The sequence below is a fragment of the Mycobacterium sp. MUNTM1 genome (genome assembly GCF_054660795.1).
Map to the genome: position 1 here is coordinate 1 of NZ_BAAGDE010000051.1, position 16,939 is coordinate 16,939.

Sequence of the window (16,939 nt, forward strand, 5' to 3'; positions counted from 1 at the left end):
CAAGCGGCTGCATTCGTCGCTGGGGTACCAGACACCACGAAGCTACGTCAGAATCACATGAAAACTGTCCGTCAAACACGGGCAAGCCCACTTCGCAGTAATAGCCGGCGACGTCGCAGCCCGGGGCGCTGCACCCCCGGCCTTTGGCGTACAGGACGATGCGCTGGCCGGGTGAGGCCAGCGTTTGGCGTGGTACAGCGCCAGGGGTTTGCCGTGGTCGAAGATCGCCAAATAGTGGTGGGCGTGCCGGCCCAGGCGGATGACGTCGGACATGGGTAGCAAGGTGCCGCCGCCGGTGAGACCTTTGCCGGTGGTCGATTCGAGTTCGGCCAGCGTGGTGGTGACGACGATCGAGGCCGGTAAGCCGTTGTGCTGTCCGAGGTTTCCGCTGGCGAGCACCGCGCGTAGGGCGGCGTTGAGGCCGTCGTGGGCTCGCTGGCGGGCGCTGCGGGTGTCGCGGTGAATCGCTTCTTCGGACGGGGCGCCGTCCACGACGGGCGCGTCATCGTCGGGGTTGCACATGCCGGGGGCGGCGAGCTTGGCCAGCACCGCCTCCCAGGTGGCGCGCGCCTCCGGCGTCAGCCATCCGCTCAGCCGCGACATGCCGTCGGCCTGTTGGTTGCCCAGTACCAGCCCGCGCATCCGCGCTCGGTCGGCATCGCTGTAGCTGCCGTCGGGGTTGAGGCAGTCCATCAGGCGCCGGGCCAGCTTGGCGAATTGGTCGGGCCGGAACTCGGCGGCCTTGACCGCCAGGTGCTTTTCGGCGTGCACACAGGTCTCGAGGTCGACGGACTCGGGCAACTGGTGGAAAAAACGCCGGATCACCGCCACATGGTCGGCCCCGATCGTCCCGTCCCGTTGGGCCGCCGCGGTCGCGGGCAATACCGGCGCCAACGGCTCCCCGGTCAACGCCCGGCGCGGCCCCAGATCCGCGGCGTCGGCGATGCGCCGTCCGGCCTCCGCCCGGGTGATGTGCAGCCGATCGGCCAGCGCCCAGGACAGCTTGCCCCCCAACTCGGCCGGATCCGACTGCGCGGCCAACTGATTGATCAACTGGTGGCTGGGCGCTTGAAGTTTGCGAGTTTCGCATTCGAATATCTCCAAGAGCGCCAGACGCTCCGGGTTGGTCAACTCCTCGTACGAATGCCCCTGGAAATAAGACACCGCCGCGCGCAGCGCATCGATGGCCTCCCCGATCCCCTCGCAGGTATTCGAAAACATGTTCGAATGATATGCGGGACCGCCGACAACAACCGTCCCCCCGAAACCACTGAACAAAAGTGGCGCAAGTGATTTGGCTAGGCGACGGCGGCGGTATCGGCCTCGGTCACCCCGGCCGCGGTGCGCTCCCCGGAGCGGATGGCTCCGTCGATCCACCCGCACATGACGGCCGAGCTCTCGGTGCCGGCCCAATGGATCCGGCCGCAGGGCTCGCGCAGGGTGTAGCCGAATTCGGTCAGCACGCCGGTGGGGGCGTGGCCGATCATTCCGCCACCGGAGTAGTGGTCCACCGTCCAATTCTGTTCGTGGACCTCCAGCGGCGCCTTGGCCTTGCGGCCGAACCGGTCGACGAGTTCGTCGACGACTACCGCCCTGCGCTCGGCCTCGTCGAGGCTTGTCAGCCGGCGCGCCGCGGGCCCTTCGGTGATGACGCACATGATTCCCGGGTCTGGCTCCTCAACCTCGTCCACCCCAGCAGCAAACTACACTGATCGGGTGCCCGCAGTGGCCGGTTAATTCAGATTTCCACGGGAATTCGCGCACCCGGCCGCCGGGCGGGTAGTGACGCAGGTGCGTCGGATAGTTGAAATATGTTGGTGCTCAGGCTAATCTGCTGCGGAAGGGCCGCCGTATTGCCACACCAGCGCATGCGGTCCGGTCGCTGTCGGGTTGCACCACATCGGTCTGTGGTTGACGTCCTGGGCGGTCGCGTGCAACACCGTGCACTCGTCACCGGGCATCGGCGGATCGGCACGGCCTTCGGCGGCAGACGTGATCGCGACGATGGCGGTAACCGTTGCCCAGGCGAGGGACCAAGGCTTGCTCATGATGAAAAATCCCCCTAAGCGCACGACGACCCGCCTTCAACGGTATCTACGCGAAAGGCGCAGGCAAAGGGTTCTTGCCAAGGTTGCAGCACGCAGCCCTAGAACAGGTTCTAGTCTGTGAAACCATGGGATTTCTGAAGCCCGAGCTGCCGCAGCTCGACATGGCCGAATGGAACAAGGGCACGCGTAGCGAAAAGATCCGGCCGATGGCCAAGCACTGGGCCGAGGTGGGCTTCGGCACGCCGGTCGTGCTGCATCTGTTCTATGTCGTCAAAATCCTGCTGTACATCCTCGGCGCATGGCTGTTCGCGTCGGCGACCAACGGGCTCGGCGGCTTCACCCGCGTCGCGTCGTGGTGGTCGGAGCCGATCGTGTTCGAGAAGGTCGTGCTCTACACGATGCTCTTCGAGGTGATCGGGCTGGGTTGCGGCTTCGGCCCTTTGAACAACCGGTTCTTCCCGCCGATGGGTTCGATTCTGTACTGGATGCGCTTCGGGACCATCCGGCTGCCACCGTGGCCGGATCGGGTCCCGCTGACCAAGGGCACCAAACGTAAACCGGTCGACGTCGCGCTGTACGCGCTCTTCCTTCTGGTGACGCTGGCGGCGCTGTTCGCCGACGGCACCGGGCCGATACCCGAACTGGGCACCACGATCGGGCTGCTGCCCGCGTGGAAGATCGTGCTGATCCTGCTGCTGCTCGCAGTGGTCGGACTGCGCGACAAGGTGATCTTCCTGGCCGCCCGGGGCGAGGTGTACGCGACGATGGCGGTGACGTTCCTGTTCGCCGCGCCCGACATGATCGTCGGGTCCAAGGTGGTGTTCCTGGTGATCTGGATGGGAGCCGCCACGTCCAAGCTCAACAAACACTTTCCGTTCGTCATCTCCACGATGATGTCCAACAACCCGCTGGTGCGGCCCCGCTGGCTGAAACGGCGCTTCTTCGAAAGCTTCCCGGATGACCTGCGGCCGGGACGGCTGTCGCGGTGGATCGCGCACGCCAGTACCGCCATCGAGATGTTGGTGCCGCTACCGCTGTTCTTCTGTCACGGCGGCTTGCCCGTCACGATCGCCGCCATCGCGATGGTCTGTTTCCACCTGGGGATCCTGGTCTCGATCCCGATGGGCGTGCCGCTGGAGTGGAACGTCTTCATGATCTTCGGGGTGTTGTCGTTGTTCGTCGCGCACACCCACATCGGGCTGCGCGACCTGCGCCACCCGATCGTGGTGGCGGTCCTGTTCGTCGTCATCGCGGGAATCGTCGTGCTGGGCAACATGTTTCCACGCAAAATCTCGTTCCTGCCCGGGATGCGTTACTACGCGGGCAACTGGGACACCACGCTGTGGTGCATCAAGCCCTCGGCCAGCGACAAGATCGGCAGGGGCATCGTCGCGATCGCGAGCATGCCGCAGGCCCAGCTGGAGCGGTTCTACGGCAGCCCCGAGGCGGCGCAGATCCCGATCTACATGGGATATGCGTTCCGCGGCTTCAACACTCACGGCCGCGCGTTGTTCACGCTGGCACACCGCGCCATGGCGGGGCAGAACGAGGACGACTACGTCATCACCGACGGCGAGCGGATCTGCAGCACCGCGATCGGCTGGAACTTCGGCGACGGCCACATGCACAACGAGCAACTGATCGCCGCCCTGCAGCAGCGCTGCCACTTCGAACCGGGCGAGGTCCGCGTGGTTCTGCTCGACGCGCAACCGATTCACAAGCAGACCCAGGAGTACCGGTTGGTCGACGCGGCGACGGGTGAATTCGAGCGCGGCATCGTCCGGGTCGCCGACATGGTGGTCCGCCAGCCGTGGGCCGACGACGTTCCGGTGCAACTGCTTTCGGACGAGTCGCCGTCGAGTGCCACGCCAGAGTGACGGCGAAGGCCGAGCGCCACGCTGGCGTGTCGCTCGGCCCCCCGCTGAGGGTTAGACGCCGGCCCGGACCTCCTGGGCGGCGGCGACCATGTTCTTCAGCGACGCGTTCACCTCGTCGGTGTTGCGGGTCTTCAGACCGCAGTCGGGGTTGACCCACAGCCGCTCGGCCGGCACGGCCCGCAGCGCCGCGCGTAGCGACTCGGCCATCTCGTTGGTGCTCGGCACCCGCGGCGAGTGGATGTCGTAGACGCCCGGGCCCACGCTGTTGGAGAAGCCGATCGAGTTCAGATCTTCCAGCACCTCCATGTGTGAGCGTGCCGCCTCGATGGACGTCACGTCGGCGTCCAGGTCGGCGATGGCTCCGATCACGTCGCCGAATTCCGAGTAGCACAGGTGGGTGTGGATCTGGGTGGAGTCCGCGACGCCGGAGGTGGCCAAGCGGAAAGACCCTACGGCCCAACGCAAGTAGTCGTCCTGGTCGGCGCGACGCAGCGGCAACAGCTCCCGCAGCGCGGGCTCGTCGACCTGGATCACCGCGATGCCCGCCGCTTGCAGATCCACGGTCTCGTCACGGATGGCCAGCGCCACCTGGTTGGCGGTGTCGGCCAGCGGCTGGTCGTCTCGGACGAACGACCACGCCAGGATCGTCACCGGGCCGGTCAGCATGCCCTTGACCGGCTTGTCGGTCAGCGACTGCGCGTACTTGGCCCACTCCACCGTCATCGGGTGCTGGCGGACCACATCGCCGAAGAGCACCGGTGGGCGCACGCAGCGGCTGCCGTAGGACTGCACCCAGCCGTTCTTGGTGGCGAAGAAGCCGTTTAGCTGCTCGGCGAAGTACTGCACCATGTCGTTGCGCTCCGGCTCGCCGTGCACCAGCACGTCGATCCCGAGGCTCTCCTGCAGCTTGATGACATCCGCAATCTCCTGCTTCATCCGCCTCTGGTACTCGGTCTCGTCGATCTCGCCGGCGACCAGCGCGGCGCGCGCCTTGCGGATCTCGACGGTCTGCGGGAACGACCCGATGGTGGTGGTCGGCAGCGGGGGCAGGTGCAGTCGCGCATCCTGGCTGGCGCGGCGCTGGGCGGCGTCACCCCGGTGTGTACCCGATGCGACGATCGAGTCGATGCGGTCCCGGATGCGGTCGTTGTGCAGGCGCGGGTCGCTCTTGCGGGACGCCACCGCGGCGTTGGACGAGGCGATCTCGTCGGCGACCGCGTCGCGGCCCTCGTTGAACGCCCGGGCCAGCGTCACCACCTCGGCGACCTTCTCCTGCCCGAACGCCAGCCAGCTGCGCAGTGCGTCGTCCAGGTCCGTCTCGGGCTCCAGCGAGTACGGCACGTGCAGCGTTGAGCACGACGTGGACACCGCCACGTGGGCCGCGGAGCCCCGCAGCGTCTCCAGCGTGCCCAGCGCCGAGTCCAGGTCGGTGCGCCAGATATTGCGTCCGTCGACGACACCGGCCACCAGCGTCTTGCCGGCCAGCTCGGGCACCCCGGCGATCGCGGTGTCGGCCCCGTAGACCAGGTCGACGCCGATCGCCTCCACCGGCGTGCGGGCCAGCCCGGCCAGCGAGGCGCCGGGGTCACCGAAGTAGGTGGCCACATAGATGGCCGGCCGGTTGCTCACCGAACCCAGCTTGTTGTAGACCGCCTCGGCCAGCGCCGGCGCGTCGGGGGAGATGTCGGTGACCAGCGCCGGCTCGTCGAGCTGGACCCACTGCGCGCCGTTGTCGGCGAGCAGCGACAGCAGTTCGGAGTAGATCGGGATCAGCTCCTGGAGCCGCTCGATCGGCGCGCCGCCACCGTCGACGCCCTTGCTCAGCAGCAGGAACGTGACCGGGCCGATGACCACCGGCCGGGCCGGAATCCCAAGGCCTCGGGCTTCCTTCAGCTCCGAGAGCACCTTGTCCGGGTTCAGCGAAAACGTTGTCGCGGGCCCGATCTCGGGGACGATGTAGTGGTAGTTGGTGTCGAACCACTTGGTCATCTCCAGCGGCGCGACCTCGGAGTTGCCGCGCGCCGCCGCGAAGTAGCGGTCGAGGTCGTCGGCGACCTGCGCGGCCCGGTCCGGCAGCGCGCCCAACATGACTGCGGTGTCGAGCACCTGGTCGTAGTAGGAGAAGGTGTTCACCGGCACCGAGTCCAGGCCGGCGTCGACCAAGCCCTTCCAGGTGTCCCGGCGCAGCGTGGCGGCGACCTTTTCCAGATCGGCTCGGCTGGTGCGTCCGGCCCAGTAGCCCTCGGTGGCGCGCTTGAGTTCGCGCTTGGGACCGATGCGTGGCGAGCCGACAACCGTTGCGGTGAATGCTTGAGGGGTCACGATATTCGTCCTTCAATCGACGTGGTGGTCACCGCCGGCGGACGTGCAGCCGATCCGTTAGCGGTGCGTACCCGAGTACTAACCGCAACGGCTGCAGCCTAACGCCCATTCCACGAGGCGATGAGCCGCCGGACGCGGCGCGCCCGGCACAGCTGGCAGGTCTCCGGACTCGCAGGCGTGCACCGGGGCGGTGCTCCTAATGGCCGTCGCTTCCCAGTCGTGGTGACCAGTGCTTGCCAAAAACTCTGACGGCGGTCGTTCCTGCATACCGTTGCGGGACAGTCCCGGATTCTCACCGGGTTCCCTCTCACGAAGCGTTACTAACGTTGCCTCGCTCGATGCCCGCGCCGCGGTTGCGACGCAAGCAGACCAGCTGCGAGGAGCAGTTTAGTCAGTTCGCGAGCGCTTGGGCGATCGGGATGTCGCCGTTGTTGAATTCGATGGTCCGCCGGATGGTCGAATCGTCGGCCAGCGCGGCGGCCACGACGAGCGCGACGTCTGCGCGGGATACCTCTCCCTTGCCCTTCGCAAGGACGATCTTGCCGGTCGCCGGTTCCAGTGTTAGCCGGCCGGGACCCAGCACCGTCCAGTCCAGCCCGCTGTCCCGCAGGTGGGCATCCGCGGCGGCCTTGGCCTCGGCATAGGCGAAGAACGGATCATCTTGCGGCACACCATGATCGGGACCCGCGCCGAAGTAGGACACCATCACGAACCGCTTGACGCCCGCCCGTGCGGCGGCGTCGATCACCCGGATCGCCGCGTCGCGGTCGACGGCATAGGTCCGGTCCGGATTGCCTCCGCCCGCCCCTGCCGAGAAGACGACCGCGTCGTGCCCGGCCACCAGGGTGGCCAGCGCGTCGGTGTCGAGCCCCTCGATGTCGGCCACCACCGGCTCGGCGCCGGTGGCCGCGACGTCGTCGGATTGGTCGCGATTGCGGAAGACCGAGCTCACCCGGTCGCCGCGTTCGGTCAGGATCCGGGCGAGCTGCAGCGCGACCTTGCCGTGTCCGCCGACGACGATGACTCGTGCCATGCCCCCGACGGTAGCGTGGCTAAGCCTGATGGTGGCGACCCGCTTCGCCGGGCTACGCCGCGCTCGCGATCGCCACTAAAGCTTCACCTTGCCCATGATGATGTCGATGATCGGCTTGCCGGGCGCGTAGGCACCGGTCATCGAGGCCATGGTGTGTCCGGAGTCCACCAGCAGCGTGATCCCGCTGACGCCGCAGGCCGCCTCGCTGTTGAGGAAGGTCATCACGTCGCCCATCTGCTCGGGGGTGTGCACCTTCGAGCCGGTCTCGTCGCGGTAGTCCTGGGCGAAGGACAGCCACAGGTCCGCGTTCGCCTGGGCCAGCGGGGTATCCGTCGGGCCCGGGCAGATCGCGTTGATCCGAATGCCCTTCTTCGCCAGCGGATAGCCCTGGGTGGCCACGTAGGTGTTGATCACCTTCTTGCTGGTGCCGTAATGGTTGATGCCTTCGGCCTCGTGCGCTTGGCACCATGCCTCGGCCGCCGCGAAGTCCGGCGTGGCCAGGAATTCCAGCATCAGGTCCAGGTCGTTCTCCCAGCCCATGCCGGCCACGGAGGAGATGAAGCAGATCGCCGCGCCGTTCGGCAGCTGGTTCTTTTCCAGCAGCCGGTCGATGAGGTGGCGGTGACCGATGAAGTTGATCTTCATCAGGTCGATCGTGCCGTCGGCGACGCCGGCGGCGGAGAACACCGCGTGGATGGGGCCCTCGATCTGCTCGAGGGCGGAATCGATGGACGCGGGGTCGCGCAGGTCCACCTGAACGGACTGGGCGACGTGAAAGTCCACCGGCGCGTAGTCCATCACGATGACTTCGGCACCCAGCTCGGCCGCTGACTTGGCCGCTGCGGCGCCCATGCCAGTCGCGCCGCCAACGACGAGAGCGCGCTTGCCGTCGTAGCGCAACCGATCGACAATGGTCATGGAAATCCCCTTCTCGGATAATGCCAACGCGGTTCTAACTGCTCAACTGTATGGGTAACAGTTATTTGGTTCAATACCGGGGCGGTTAATTGGGGTTTACTTGCCGCGGACGGCGACGCCGCGCAGCACCGTGTCGCGAACATGCAGCAAAGCGGGGCGTTTCCCGATCTCGGCGAGGATGTTCTCCGGAATCCACTGCAGGCCGATCAGGCAGCGCGCCAGCATGGCGGTCGACGGGGCGTCCATCGCGATCTCCCCGGAGCGAAGCCCTTCGGACAGCAGCGATTTCATCTGCCGCAGGCGCGTCGTGTACGACCAGCCCGGATTCGCGGTCGGCGGCGACAGCCGCATCCAGGCCAGTTGAATCCTGAACTCGTCGGAGAACTGATCCAACGCATTGACGTTGACCCAGCTCAGCGCGTCCAGCTTCTCGGTGGGGGTGGCGTCGGAACGCAGCACGCTGATCCAGCCCGCCTCCACCTTCTTGCCGAAAGAACGCATGATCGAGTCCAGGAGTTCGTCCTTTGATCCGATCACCCGGTACACCGTGCCGGTGCCCAGGCCGGCCGCCGAGGCGATGTCCCGGATGGTCGTGACCTCGTACCCCCTGCGCCCGAACTCGGTTCGCGCCACCGCGCGCACCAGCGCCGCCTTGTCGCTCGGGTCCGCGTCGCTGTCGTCGGACCACGTCGCGATGACGTCCTTGGCGGCGGCGAAGGCGTTGGACCGGTCCAGCGCGGAGTCGGTGGGAGGACGAGTTGCCAAGCCCTGCAGGATGATTCGGCACAACAGTTCGGCAACCTGGTTGGCCGATGAGCTGTGCCGCATGACGTCGAGGCCGACCTGCAGCATGGTTTGGCAGATGCGATCGGCCAACGTCGGCAGATCGATGTCGGGTTTGATGTAGCCGCTCCACCGGCCGGCGCGCAGCGTCTGCAGCATCGCCTCCTGGATGGCCACCGGCCGCTGCTGCGTCAGCTTGGTCAGCTCCGGATCCGTACCCGGCCCCTCGTAGAACGACATCTGCAAGGCCGCGCGGTGTTCGACGGCGCAGTTGGCGATCGCGGAGCCGAGCTCGATGATCTGGTCGGCGACCGGGCGAGCGTCGGGTCCGTCCAGCCTCTCCTGCGCGGCCCGTCCGATGCGCTCCAGGTCCTCCTGGTAGCGCAGGATCAGTTCGACGAGGATGGCTTCCTTGGACTCGAAATGGTGATACAGGCTGCCGGGAAGAATGCCTGCGGCATCGGCGATCTCCTGCAGCGACGTCCGCAGCCCCGACGATGCGATCAGTGACGCGGCGGTGGCCAGGATCTCGGCGCGGCGGGTCGGAGAATCAGCTGTGCCGCTGGCTCGCAGTGACTCGGCCTTCGCCATGGTTAGCGGGGTGCAAATCCGGACGAGTGCGGGGTGGCGAACATTCGCATTCGTCCTCTCTTGCCGAACCAAATCTTTGTTAGAGGCTATCAGACTGCGCGCGATGAATGCGCTGCACAAAGCGGTGAGAGCCCCATTCTAGAGCGAGGCGCCGTCCCAGTGGTCGCGCGCAACCACTTCCTCGAGCAGCCGCCGGGGCGCCGGTGAGAACGTGCGGCCCGCCCGCAGCCGCCCCACCGGCAACAGACAACCCTGAACGTAGGTTGGCGGGATCCCGAACAGGTTCCGGATTTCCGCTTCGTGATGCAGATGCAGGGTGGTGATGCACGCCCCGTAACCCCGGGTGTGCAGCGCCAACTGGAAATTCCACACCGGCGGGAAGATCGAGCCGTACAACGTGGCCAGGTGAAACGACTCGTCGCCCTCGATGCGGGGCAGATAGGGCTCATAGCAAGGGATTACCAGCAGGGGAACCCTCGCCATGTTCTCGACCAGCCACTCCGTCGACGACATCACCCGGCTCTCGGGAGTCCCCGCGGGCATCAGGTCGGCGATCAGCTGTCCACCGACCCGCAGCAGGTAGGCCTGGCGATACAGCTCGGCGATCCTGGTGCGCAGCGCTGGATCCGAGATCACCAGCCAGCGCCAAGCCTGGGCATTCGACCCGTTCGCGGCCTGCAGGGCGATCCGCAGGCAGTCGCGGATGTCGTCGGGGTCCACCTGCGCGTCGAGGTCGAGCGATTTGCGGGCCGAGGGCGTCGCGGTGAGCAGGTACTCGATATCCATCACTGACGGCCTCTCTTGGCAAGGCGCGCACCGAGTTCGGTGAGATACTCGTCCGGACCGCCGCGCAACGCGCTCCAGCTCAGCAGGCGCTTGAGGTAGAGGTGAGCATCGTGCTCCCAGGTGTAGCCGATCCCACCGAATACCTGGATGGCGGTGTCTGCCACGGTGGCCAATCGCCCGGCGAACGCCTTCGCGCGCAGCGCGGCAAGGTGACGCTCTTCGCCGGACTGGCCGTCGGCTCCCGCAAACGCGGCACTGGCCCACAGCGCGTGGATCACGCCGCTGCGAGCCAGTTCGACCGTCTCGAACATGTCCACACACAGGTGCTGGATGGCCTGGAAGGAGCCGATCGGCTGGCCGAATTGTGTTCTGCTCTTCGCGTATTCGACGGCCAGGCCCATGATCGCGCGTGCGGCGCCGAGCGCGTCGGCCGCGGTGGCGATCAGCACGTCGTCGATCACCGCCGCCAGGTCGTCCGCGGGGGCCGCGGCCAGTCGCTGCGCGGGCACCGCATCGAACGTGACGCGGAACTGCTTGCGGGTCTGGTCGATGCCGTGCTCGGGCACGACCGACAACTCCGACGAGCCGGCCCGCACCGCGAAAAGCGCGCTGCCACGGTCGTCTCCGGCGACCACGAGCAGAACATCGGCGGCCGCTGCGTCGGGAACCGCGACGATCTCGCCGCGCAACACGATCGCGTCATCGCGTCGGCTCGCGACGATCGAGGGGTCCGCCGAATCCGGGAAGCACACGGTGGCCACCGTGGTGCCGTCGGCGATGCCGCGCAACAACTTCGGTGCGAGGTCGTTATCCCCGAACCGGGTCAGCGTCCGCGCGGCGGCCACCGCCGTGGACAACCACGGCCCCGGATGCAACGCGGCGCCCAGCTCCTCGGCGACGATGCCGGCCTCGACCATCGTCATGCCGGTGCCGCCGTACTCCTCCGGCACCAGCAGGCCGGTGGTTCCGAGATCGGCGAGACCGCGCCAGACCGCCTCGTCCGTTCCGGCCGGATCTTCGAGCAGCCCTCGCACATGCTGCGAAATCGGTGCCTTCTCGGCGAGAAAGCGCTGTGTGGTGTCGCGCAGCGCCACCTGTTCGTCGGTGAGTTCGAGGTTCATTTGCGCGGCAGTCCCAGCACCCGTTGTGCGGTGATGTTCTTGTTGATCTGCGTGGTACCGCCCGCGATGGTCAGCGACCGCGACGTCAGACGGTAGTTCGCCCACGGCGCGCCGGCACCCCGGGTGCCCAGGACGTCGAAGGCCAGCGCGGCCAGGTCCTGGCCGATCTCGCCCCACACGGTCTTGGCGAGGCTGGCCGACCCCAGCGCTTGTTTTTCTGAGGCGCCGTGCATCGTGGCCGAGATCGACCGCTGACACAGGACCTCGAGATACTTGATGCGGACCGCGATTTCGCCGAGGCGCCGCAGCGTCACCGGATCGTCCAGCGCGCCGGTGCCCGCCGCGGCCAGATCGTTGACCAACTCTTCGAGCCGCACCTGCATCTCCGCGTACAGCCTGGCGGCCCCGGCGCGCTCGTGGCTGAGCGTGGTGGTGGCGACCTGCCAGCCCGCATTGAGCGGGCCGAGTAACGCGTCCGCCGGCACCCGCACGTCGTGGAAGAAGACCTCTGCGAAGTCGGCGTCACCGTTGAGCGTGACCAGCGGCCGGACCTCGATGCCCGGCAGCGCCATGTCCACGATCAGGCAGGAGATCCCTTTGTGCCTGGGCGCCTCGGGATCGGTGCGCACGTAGAGCTGACACCAGTCGGCCCGATGCCCCAGTGAGGTCCAGATCTTCTGGCCGTTGACGACGAAGTCTCCAACGTCAGAGCCGTCTCGCACGGCGCGGGTGCGCAGCGACGCGAGATCGGATCCCGCCTCGGGCTCCGACATGCCCTGGCACCAGATGTCGTCGGCGCGCATCATGCGGGGGAGCAGCGTGAGCTTTTGCGACTCGGTCCCGTACTGCATGATGGCTGGGGCGATGTTGTTCAGCCCAATCACGTTGAGCGGCATCGGAGCTCGAGCGCGCGTGGTCTCTTCGGTGTAGACCAGCTGCTCGAGCACCGTTGCGCCGCGCCCACCGTATTCGGGCGGCCAGGACACGGCGGCCCATCCCGCGTCGGCCATCGTCGCGTTCCACGCGCGCAACATCTCGAACGCGGCGTCGTCACGGCCGGTGGGCCGGCGCGCCGCCACCAGCTCGTCGGTCAGGTTCTCCGAGAGCCAGTCACGCAGCTCGCCGCGGAACTGTTCCACTTCCGCCGGGTATGAAAAGTCCACGATCCTCTGTCTTCAGCGTCGTAAAGCCCTGACCAAGCGGGACTCTACGGTTGGGCGGATATCTGGTCAACGATGTCGGCGGCCGCGCGCGAGGCCGCGAGCGGCCGGTCGTACGAGGCGTCCGTCCTGTCGTGGCGGGGTGTGCGGGTTCCGGGCACCATGGCGATGGCTGTGTCAGTCAGCAGCGATTGCGATTCGTTCATGAACTCCACCAGGCAGACGCGATCGACGATGGCCCAACGCCCTTCGCGCCGCTCCAGGCGATCCACGTGACGAGCCTCGGAGACCGTCATGTGGTTCGCCGGTTCACGGTCGGTCCCGACGAACAGGTAGTAGGTCTCCGCGTGGGCCTCATCGCCGTCGATGGCGCCGTCGTGGTAGGCCGACCGCAGCAATGCCCGGTCCTGCCTGTCGATTCCGCGCGCGTAGCGCTGCATGTAGTCGTGGATCTCCGCGCGGTCGGTGAGATGCCGGACCTGATCGCGTAATTCGTCATCCACGGTCAGCTCCCTCGGGGTTGGGGGAATGCGATCTCAACGTTGCCCGGCATCGGGCTGACGCCACGCCGCTCACACACTTCCAGCACCTCGTCGACGATCGACGCGGGCACGATGAACTTCTCCGTCGAGGACATCCGCTCGAGATTCGCCTCGATGTCCTCGGCGGTGGGCCGGCTTTCGGCGTCGGCGAGCCAGCCTTCGGCGAGACCGACGAACACCCGCGCGTAGCGGCCGGCGGCCGCGGAATAGTTGCGGTGGCTGAACGTGCAGGCGGCGCTGGCCAGGAATGTCACCAGCGGCACGACGAGCTCGGGCTGGATGGCTTGCATGAAGCCCGATTCGGCGAGGAACTTCTCGTCGCCGACGGTTTCGGTGACCATCCGCGAGAAACCGGTCGGCATAACGGAATTGGCCAATATTCCGTGTGCTTCGCCTTCGATGGCGATGACGTTCGTCAACCCGACCAGACCGGCCTTCGCCGCCGCGTAGTGGGCCTCCATCGGCTGGCCGAAGATCCCGGCGGAGGACGAGATGAACACGAATCGTCCGCCGCCGTTGTTCTTCATGACGCGATACGCGGGCTGGGACAGGTGAAAGCCGCCGTCGAGATGCACGCGCAGCATCCGCGTCCAGTCGTCGTGCGTGATGTCTTCGAAGGGCGCGCTGCCGAAGATGCCGGCGTTGCTGATGACGGCGTCCAGGCGCCCGAAGGTGTCCACGGCCGCATCGATGATCGCCTGGCCGCCGGCCGGGTTGTCCACGGAGTCGTACGAAGCGATCGCGGTCCCGCCGGCCTGCTTGATCGTGTCGACCACCTCGTCGGCGACGCCACTGTCGGAACCGTCGCCGCGCATCGAGCCACCGAGATCGTTGACCACCACGGCGGCGCCGCGGCGGGCCAGATCCAGCGCGTACAGCCGACCGAGTCCCCGACCGGCACCGGTCACCACCGCCACCTGGCCGGTGAAGTCAATCATCATGTGCTCCTGATTCATTGACTGCTGTGCAGCCGGACTTTACGGTGGAACAGATATTTGGTCAACACTCTGGAGGTTGAGCGTGGAGGACGGCGCCGGTGCCGACCGACTGCAGGCCCTGGGCATGCTCGCCTCCGCGCTCGCGGGCCGGGCCGTCGCGGTCGCCGGGCTGCCCCCGGGTGAACCGGCATGGACCGACGGCCAGACGATTCACGTCGATGCCGTGGCGCTGCCGCGCGCGCAACTGAAAGCCGTAGCCGTGCAGGCGTCGATGATCGCCGCCGGCAGCCTGGAGCCCGATGTGGTGGGCGCGCTGGTTCGCCGCCGCAAGCTGGCCAAGCGTTACCTCTCGGTCGAAGGCCACCGCGCTCTGGCCGCCAACGCCCCCTTGCTGCCAACCGTTTTGGCGTCGCTGGGCGACCGCGGCATCGCGGGGCGCAGCGACTCACCCAACGCGTCGCTCGACATTGCCGCCGCACGGGTGGCGCTGGAAGACCCGCCGCCGGAGTTCGGCGTGATCCGCGCGGCAAAGGTGATGTCCGCGTTCGCCCGTTCGGCCAAACAAGGCGACGAGGCGAAGGCCGGCCATGTGCCGCGCCGTAACGGCACAACGGAACTCGAGGAGCTCGACGACGGCGAGGTCGACGACTCCGACGACCCCGACCTGTTCACCAGCCCGGTCGGCGGGGGCGGATTCATCGGCAAGTGGTTGAAGAAGATGCTCTCGTCGGCGCGCAAGACCGGCAGCGGTGGCGGGCCCCCCGGCGCGGACAACCCGACGCATCGCACCAACTCGGGCAAGCGCGGCGTGTACGCCGTGACGTCCCTGGCCTCGACCTCCGGCGGTGACGAGGGGGACGCCGATCACGAGGGCCACGCCGCTGCGGACGGTGTGCGGTATCCGGAATGGGACGTCGCGCGCAAGAGCTACCGGCCCGCGTGGTGCACGGTGCGCGAGGTCGAGCCGCAGATCAAGGCGTCGGCAACGCAGGCCATCGACGACGCCATCGGCGTGCGGCGGCCGCTGTCGCGGCTCGGGATGGGCCTGCACCGTCGGCACCGGCAGGCGCAGGGCGACGACATCGACATCGACGCGGCCGTTGAGGCCCGGGTCGAGGTGCGGGCCGGGTCGGTGCCCGACGAGGCCGTGTATCTCGACAGCCTGCGGCGCCGGCGCGACCTGTCGGTGCTGCTGCTGCTCGACGTGTCGGGCTCGTCGGGCGAACCGGGAACGGTCGGGCGCACGGTGCACGAACAACAGCGGGCGGCGGTCGCCAGCCTGACCGTGGCGTTGCACGACCTCGGCGACCGCGTCGCCCTGTACGCGTATTACTCGCAGGGTCGTCGCGCGGTGAACATGGTGCCGGTGAAGCGGTTCGACGACCACCTGAACGCCCAGGTGATCCGGCGGCTCAACAGCCTGGAACCGGGCGCGTATTCACGGCTGGGCGCGGCCATCCGGCACGGGTCGGCGACCCTGGAGGCGCGCGGCGGTACGTCACGGCGGCTGTTGGTGGTGCTCTCCGACGGCCTGGCCTACGACCACGGATACGAGCGGGCCTACGGCGCCGCGGACGCGCGCCGCGCGCTGACCGAGGCTCGCCGCCGGGGGACGGGCTGCGTGTGCCTGACGATCGGCGCGGGAACCGACGTGCCGTCGCTGCGCCGGGTGTTCGGCAGCACCGCGCACGCCACCATCGCGCACCCCGATCAGCTCGCCGGTGTCATCGGACCGCTGTTCCGATCCGCCCTGCGCTCGGCGGAGGTTCGCCGCCGGATATCGGTGATGCCAAGTCCCAGAACACAGTTGGCGCGCGGGAGCGTCAACACGGCCCATCCGGGCGCTTGAAAACAAACATCTGTTCCGGTTAGGCTTCAACCGCCGGAAGTAGCAGAAGGGAAGCTATGGCCAACGAGTCCGGGCTTGCATACTTCAACGGCGGTCCGTCCGACGCGGACGGGAAGGAAGACGTGCGGCCCTACTACCAAGCGGTCGGCGGCGAAGAGGCCGTTTTCAAGGCGGCCTACCGCCAGGGCCTCGCGCTGGTCCTGAAGGGTCCGACCGGGTGTGGAAAGACCCGATTCGTCGAGGCGATGGCACACGACCTGGGGCGGCCGCTGATCACCGTCGCCTGTCATGACGACCTCACCACGGCGGACCTGGTCGGCCGCTACCTGCTGCGCGGCGACGAGACGGTGTGGGTGGACGGTCCGCTGACCCGGGCGGTGCGCGAAGGCGCGATCTGCTATCTCGACGAGGTGGTGGAGGCCCGGCAGGACACCACGGTGGTGCTGCATCCGCTGGCCGACCACCGGCGTCAGCTGCCGATCGAGCGACTCGGCGTCACGCTGGACGCGGCGCCCGGATTCGGCCTGGTGGTGTCCTACAACCCCGGTTATCAGGGCGTGCTGAAGGATCTGAAGGATTCGACGCGGCAGCGGATGGTGGCCATCGAATTCGATTTCCCCACAGCCGATATCGAAGAGGGCATCGTCGCGCACGAGGCGGGCGTCGACGGGACCACCGCGTCCGAGCTGGTCCGGTTCGGGCAGGCCATCCGCCGGCTGGAGACGGGCGGGCTGCGCGAGGTGGCGTCGACGCGGGTGCTGATCGCCGCGGGCAGGCTGGTCGCCGAGGGCCTGAGCATGCGCGAGGCGGCCCGGGCCGCCATCGCCGGCCCGCTGACCGACGACGTCGCGGTGGGCAAGGCGCTGGGCGAAATGATCCAGATTTACCTCGGTTCGGACGGGTCCGGCGGGTCCGATGATTGACGCTGCATACCGCCCCCGCTAGGGTCTGAACAAATATTAGGTTTTCGG

At 67.5% G+C, this 16,939-nt stretch carries 13 protein-coding genes, 2 pseudogenes and 1 riboswitch; of the genes and pseudogenes, 3 read left to right on the forward strand and 12 right to left on the reverse strand.

The genetic code is table 11. The features are described from left to right. Positions 1 to 88 precede the first annotated feature (88 nt). From ACYQ8K_RS23440 to ACYQ8K_RS23450, 3 genes and pseudogenes are all read right to left on the reverse strand, one after another. Positions 89 to 1,221, reverse strand: a pseudogene (locus tag ACYQ8K_RS23440) (13E12 repeat family protein); the annotation flags it as partial. A 77-nt stretch (positions 1,222 to 1,298) separates the two neighbouring features. Then, positions 1,299 to 1,667, reverse strand: a pseudogene (locus tag ACYQ8K_RS23445) (flavin monoamine oxidase family protein); the annotation flags it as partial. Between the two features lie 159 nt (positions 1,668 to 1,826). Next, positions 1,827 to 2,048 (reverse strand): hypothetical protein, encoded by a 222-nt coding sequence (locus tag ACYQ8K_RS23450; protein ID WP_459972749.1) that lies wholly within the window; start codon positions 2,046 to 2,048, stop codon positions 1,827 to 1,829. A 125-nt stretch (positions 2,049 to 2,173) separates the two neighbouring features. On the opposite strand from ACYQ8K_RS23450, the gene ACYQ8K_RS23455 reads away from it, so the two are divergent. Further along, entirely contained in the window at positions 2,174 to 3,925 is a 1,752-nt protein-coding gene (locus ACYQ8K_RS23455) for a DUF3556 domain-containing protein (protein WP_459972750.1), read from the forward strand. A 51-nt stretch (positions 3,926 to 3,976) separates the two neighbouring features. Here ACYQ8K_RS23455 and metE read toward each other — a convergent pair whose 3' ends face one another. From metE to ACYQ8K_RS23500, 9 genes are all read right to left on the reverse strand, one after another. Further along, a complete protein-coding gene (metE, locus tag ACYQ8K_RS23460; protein ID WP_459972752.1) occupies positions 3,977 to 6,247 on the reverse strand; it encodes a 5-methyltetrahydropteroyltriglutamate--homocysteine S-methyltransferase in 2,271 nt (756 codons plus the stop codon). A 137-nt stretch (positions 6,248 to 6,384) separates the two neighbouring features. Next, positions 6,385 to 6,587: riboswitch (cobalamin riboswitch) on the reverse strand. 51 nt (positions 6,588 to 6,638) lie between these two features. Continuing rightward, positions 6,639 to 7,280 carry an SDR family oxidoreductase gene (locus tag ACYQ8K_RS23465; RefSeq protein WP_459972754.1) on the reverse strand — a complete coding sequence of 214 codons (642 nt, stop codon included), beginning with the start codon at positions 7,278 to 7,280 and terminating at the stop codon, positions 6,639 to 6,641. Between the two features lie 75 nt (positions 7,281 to 7,355). Next, positions 7,356 to 8,198 (reverse strand): SDR family oxidoreductase, encoded by an 843-nt coding sequence (locus ACYQ8K_RS23470; protein ID WP_459972756.1) that lies wholly within the window; start codon positions 8,196 to 8,198, stop codon positions 7,356 to 7,358. Positions 8,199 to 8,294: 96 nt separating this feature from the next. Further along, positions 8,295 to 9,572 (reverse strand): TetR/AcrR family transcriptional regulator, encoded by a 1,278-nt coding sequence (locus ACYQ8K_RS23475; RefSeq protein WP_459972757.1) that lies wholly within the window; start codon positions 9,570 to 9,572, stop codon positions 8,295 to 8,297. A 138-nt stretch (positions 9,573 to 9,710) separates the two neighbouring features. Beyond that, positions 9,711 to 10,358, reverse strand: coding sequence for a nitroreductase family protein (locus ACYQ8K_RS23480; protein WP_459972810.1), 648 nt, complete (start codon positions 10,356 to 10,358; stop codon positions 9,711 to 9,713). Further along, positions 10,358 to 11,479, reverse strand: coding sequence for an acyl-CoA dehydrogenase family protein (locus ACYQ8K_RS23485; RefSeq protein ID WP_459972759.1), 1,122 nt, complete (start codon positions 11,477 to 11,479; stop codon positions 10,358 to 10,360). The genes ACYQ8K_RS23480 and ACYQ8K_RS23485 overlap by 1 nt, the downstream gene beginning before the upstream one ends. Beyond that, a complete protein-coding gene (locus tag ACYQ8K_RS23490; RefSeq protein WP_459972761.1) occupies positions 11,476 to 12,642 on the reverse strand; it encodes an acyl-CoA dehydrogenase family protein in 1,167 nt (388 codons plus the stop codon). The genes ACYQ8K_RS23485 and ACYQ8K_RS23490 overlap by 4 nt, the downstream gene beginning before the upstream one ends. Positions 12,643 to 12,686: 44 nt before the next feature. Next, positions 12,687 to 13,142 (reverse strand): nuclear transport factor 2 family protein, encoded by a 456-nt coding sequence (locus ACYQ8K_RS23495; protein ID WP_459972763.1) that lies wholly within the window; start codon positions 13,140 to 13,142, stop codon positions 12,687 to 12,689. Positions 13,143 to 13,144: 2 nt separating this feature from the next. Then, positions 13,145 to 14,119: an SDR family NAD(P)-dependent oxidoreductase gene (locus ACYQ8K_RS23500; RefSeq protein WP_459972765.1), complete on the reverse strand. Its 975-nt coding sequence runs from the start codon at positions 14,117 to 14,119 to the stop codon at positions 13,145 to 13,147. Between the two features lie 82 nt (positions 14,120 to 14,201). On the opposite strand from ACYQ8K_RS23500, the gene ACYQ8K_RS23505 reads away from it, so the two are divergent. Together ACYQ8K_RS23505 and ACYQ8K_RS23510 are read left to right on the forward strand one after the other, a co-directional pair. After that, on the forward strand, positions 14,202 to 15,968 hold the full coding sequence (locus ACYQ8K_RS23505; protein WP_459972812.1) for a VWA domain-containing protein: 1,767 nt from the start codon (positions 14,202 to 14,204) through the stop codon (positions 15,966 to 15,968). Between the two features lie 56 nt (positions 15,969 to 16,024). Further along, positions 16,025 to 16,891, forward strand: a complete 867-nt coding sequence (locus ACYQ8K_RS23510) for an AAA family ATPase (protein WP_459972767.1) — start codon at positions 16,025 to 16,027, stop codon at positions 16,889 to 16,891. Positions 16,892 to 16,939 lie beyond the last annotated feature (48 nt).

Coding starts and splice junctions, on each gene's coding strand:
- ACYQ8K_RS23450 (WP_459972749.1), bottom strand. CDS start 2,048: ATGAGCAAGCCTTGGTCCCTCGCCTGGGCAACGGTTACCGCCATCGTC.
- ACYQ8K_RS23455 (WP_459972750.1), top strand. CDS start 2,174: ATGGGATTTCTGAAGCCCGAGCTGCCGCAGCTCGACATGGCCGAATGG.
- ACYQ8K_RS23465 (WP_459972754.1), bottom strand. CDS start 7,280: ATGGCACGAGTCATCGTCGTCGGCGGACACGGCAAGGTCGCGCTGCAG.
- ACYQ8K_RS23470 (WP_459972756.1), bottom strand. CDS start 8,198: ATGACCATTGTCGATCGGTTGCGCTACGACGGCAAGCGCGCTCTCGTC.
- ACYQ8K_RS23475 (WP_459972757.1), bottom strand. CDS start 9,572: ATGGCGAAGGCCGAGTCACTGCGAGCCAGCGGCACAGCTGATTCTCCG.
- ACYQ8K_RS23480 (WP_459972810.1), bottom strand. CDS start 10,358: ATGGATATCGAGTACCTGCTCACCGCGACGCCCTCGGCCCGCAAATCG.
- ACYQ8K_RS23485 (WP_459972759.1), bottom strand. CDS start 11,479: ATGAACCTCGAACTCACCGACGAACAGGTGGCGCTGCGCGACACCACA.
- ACYQ8K_RS23500 (WP_459972765.1), bottom strand. CDS start 14,119: ATGATTGACTTCACCGGCCAGGTGGCGGTGGTGACCGGTGCCGGTCGG.
- ACYQ8K_RS23510 (WP_459972767.1), top strand. CDS start 16,025: ATGGCCAACGAGTCCGGGCTTGCATACTTCAACGGCGGTCCGTCCGAC.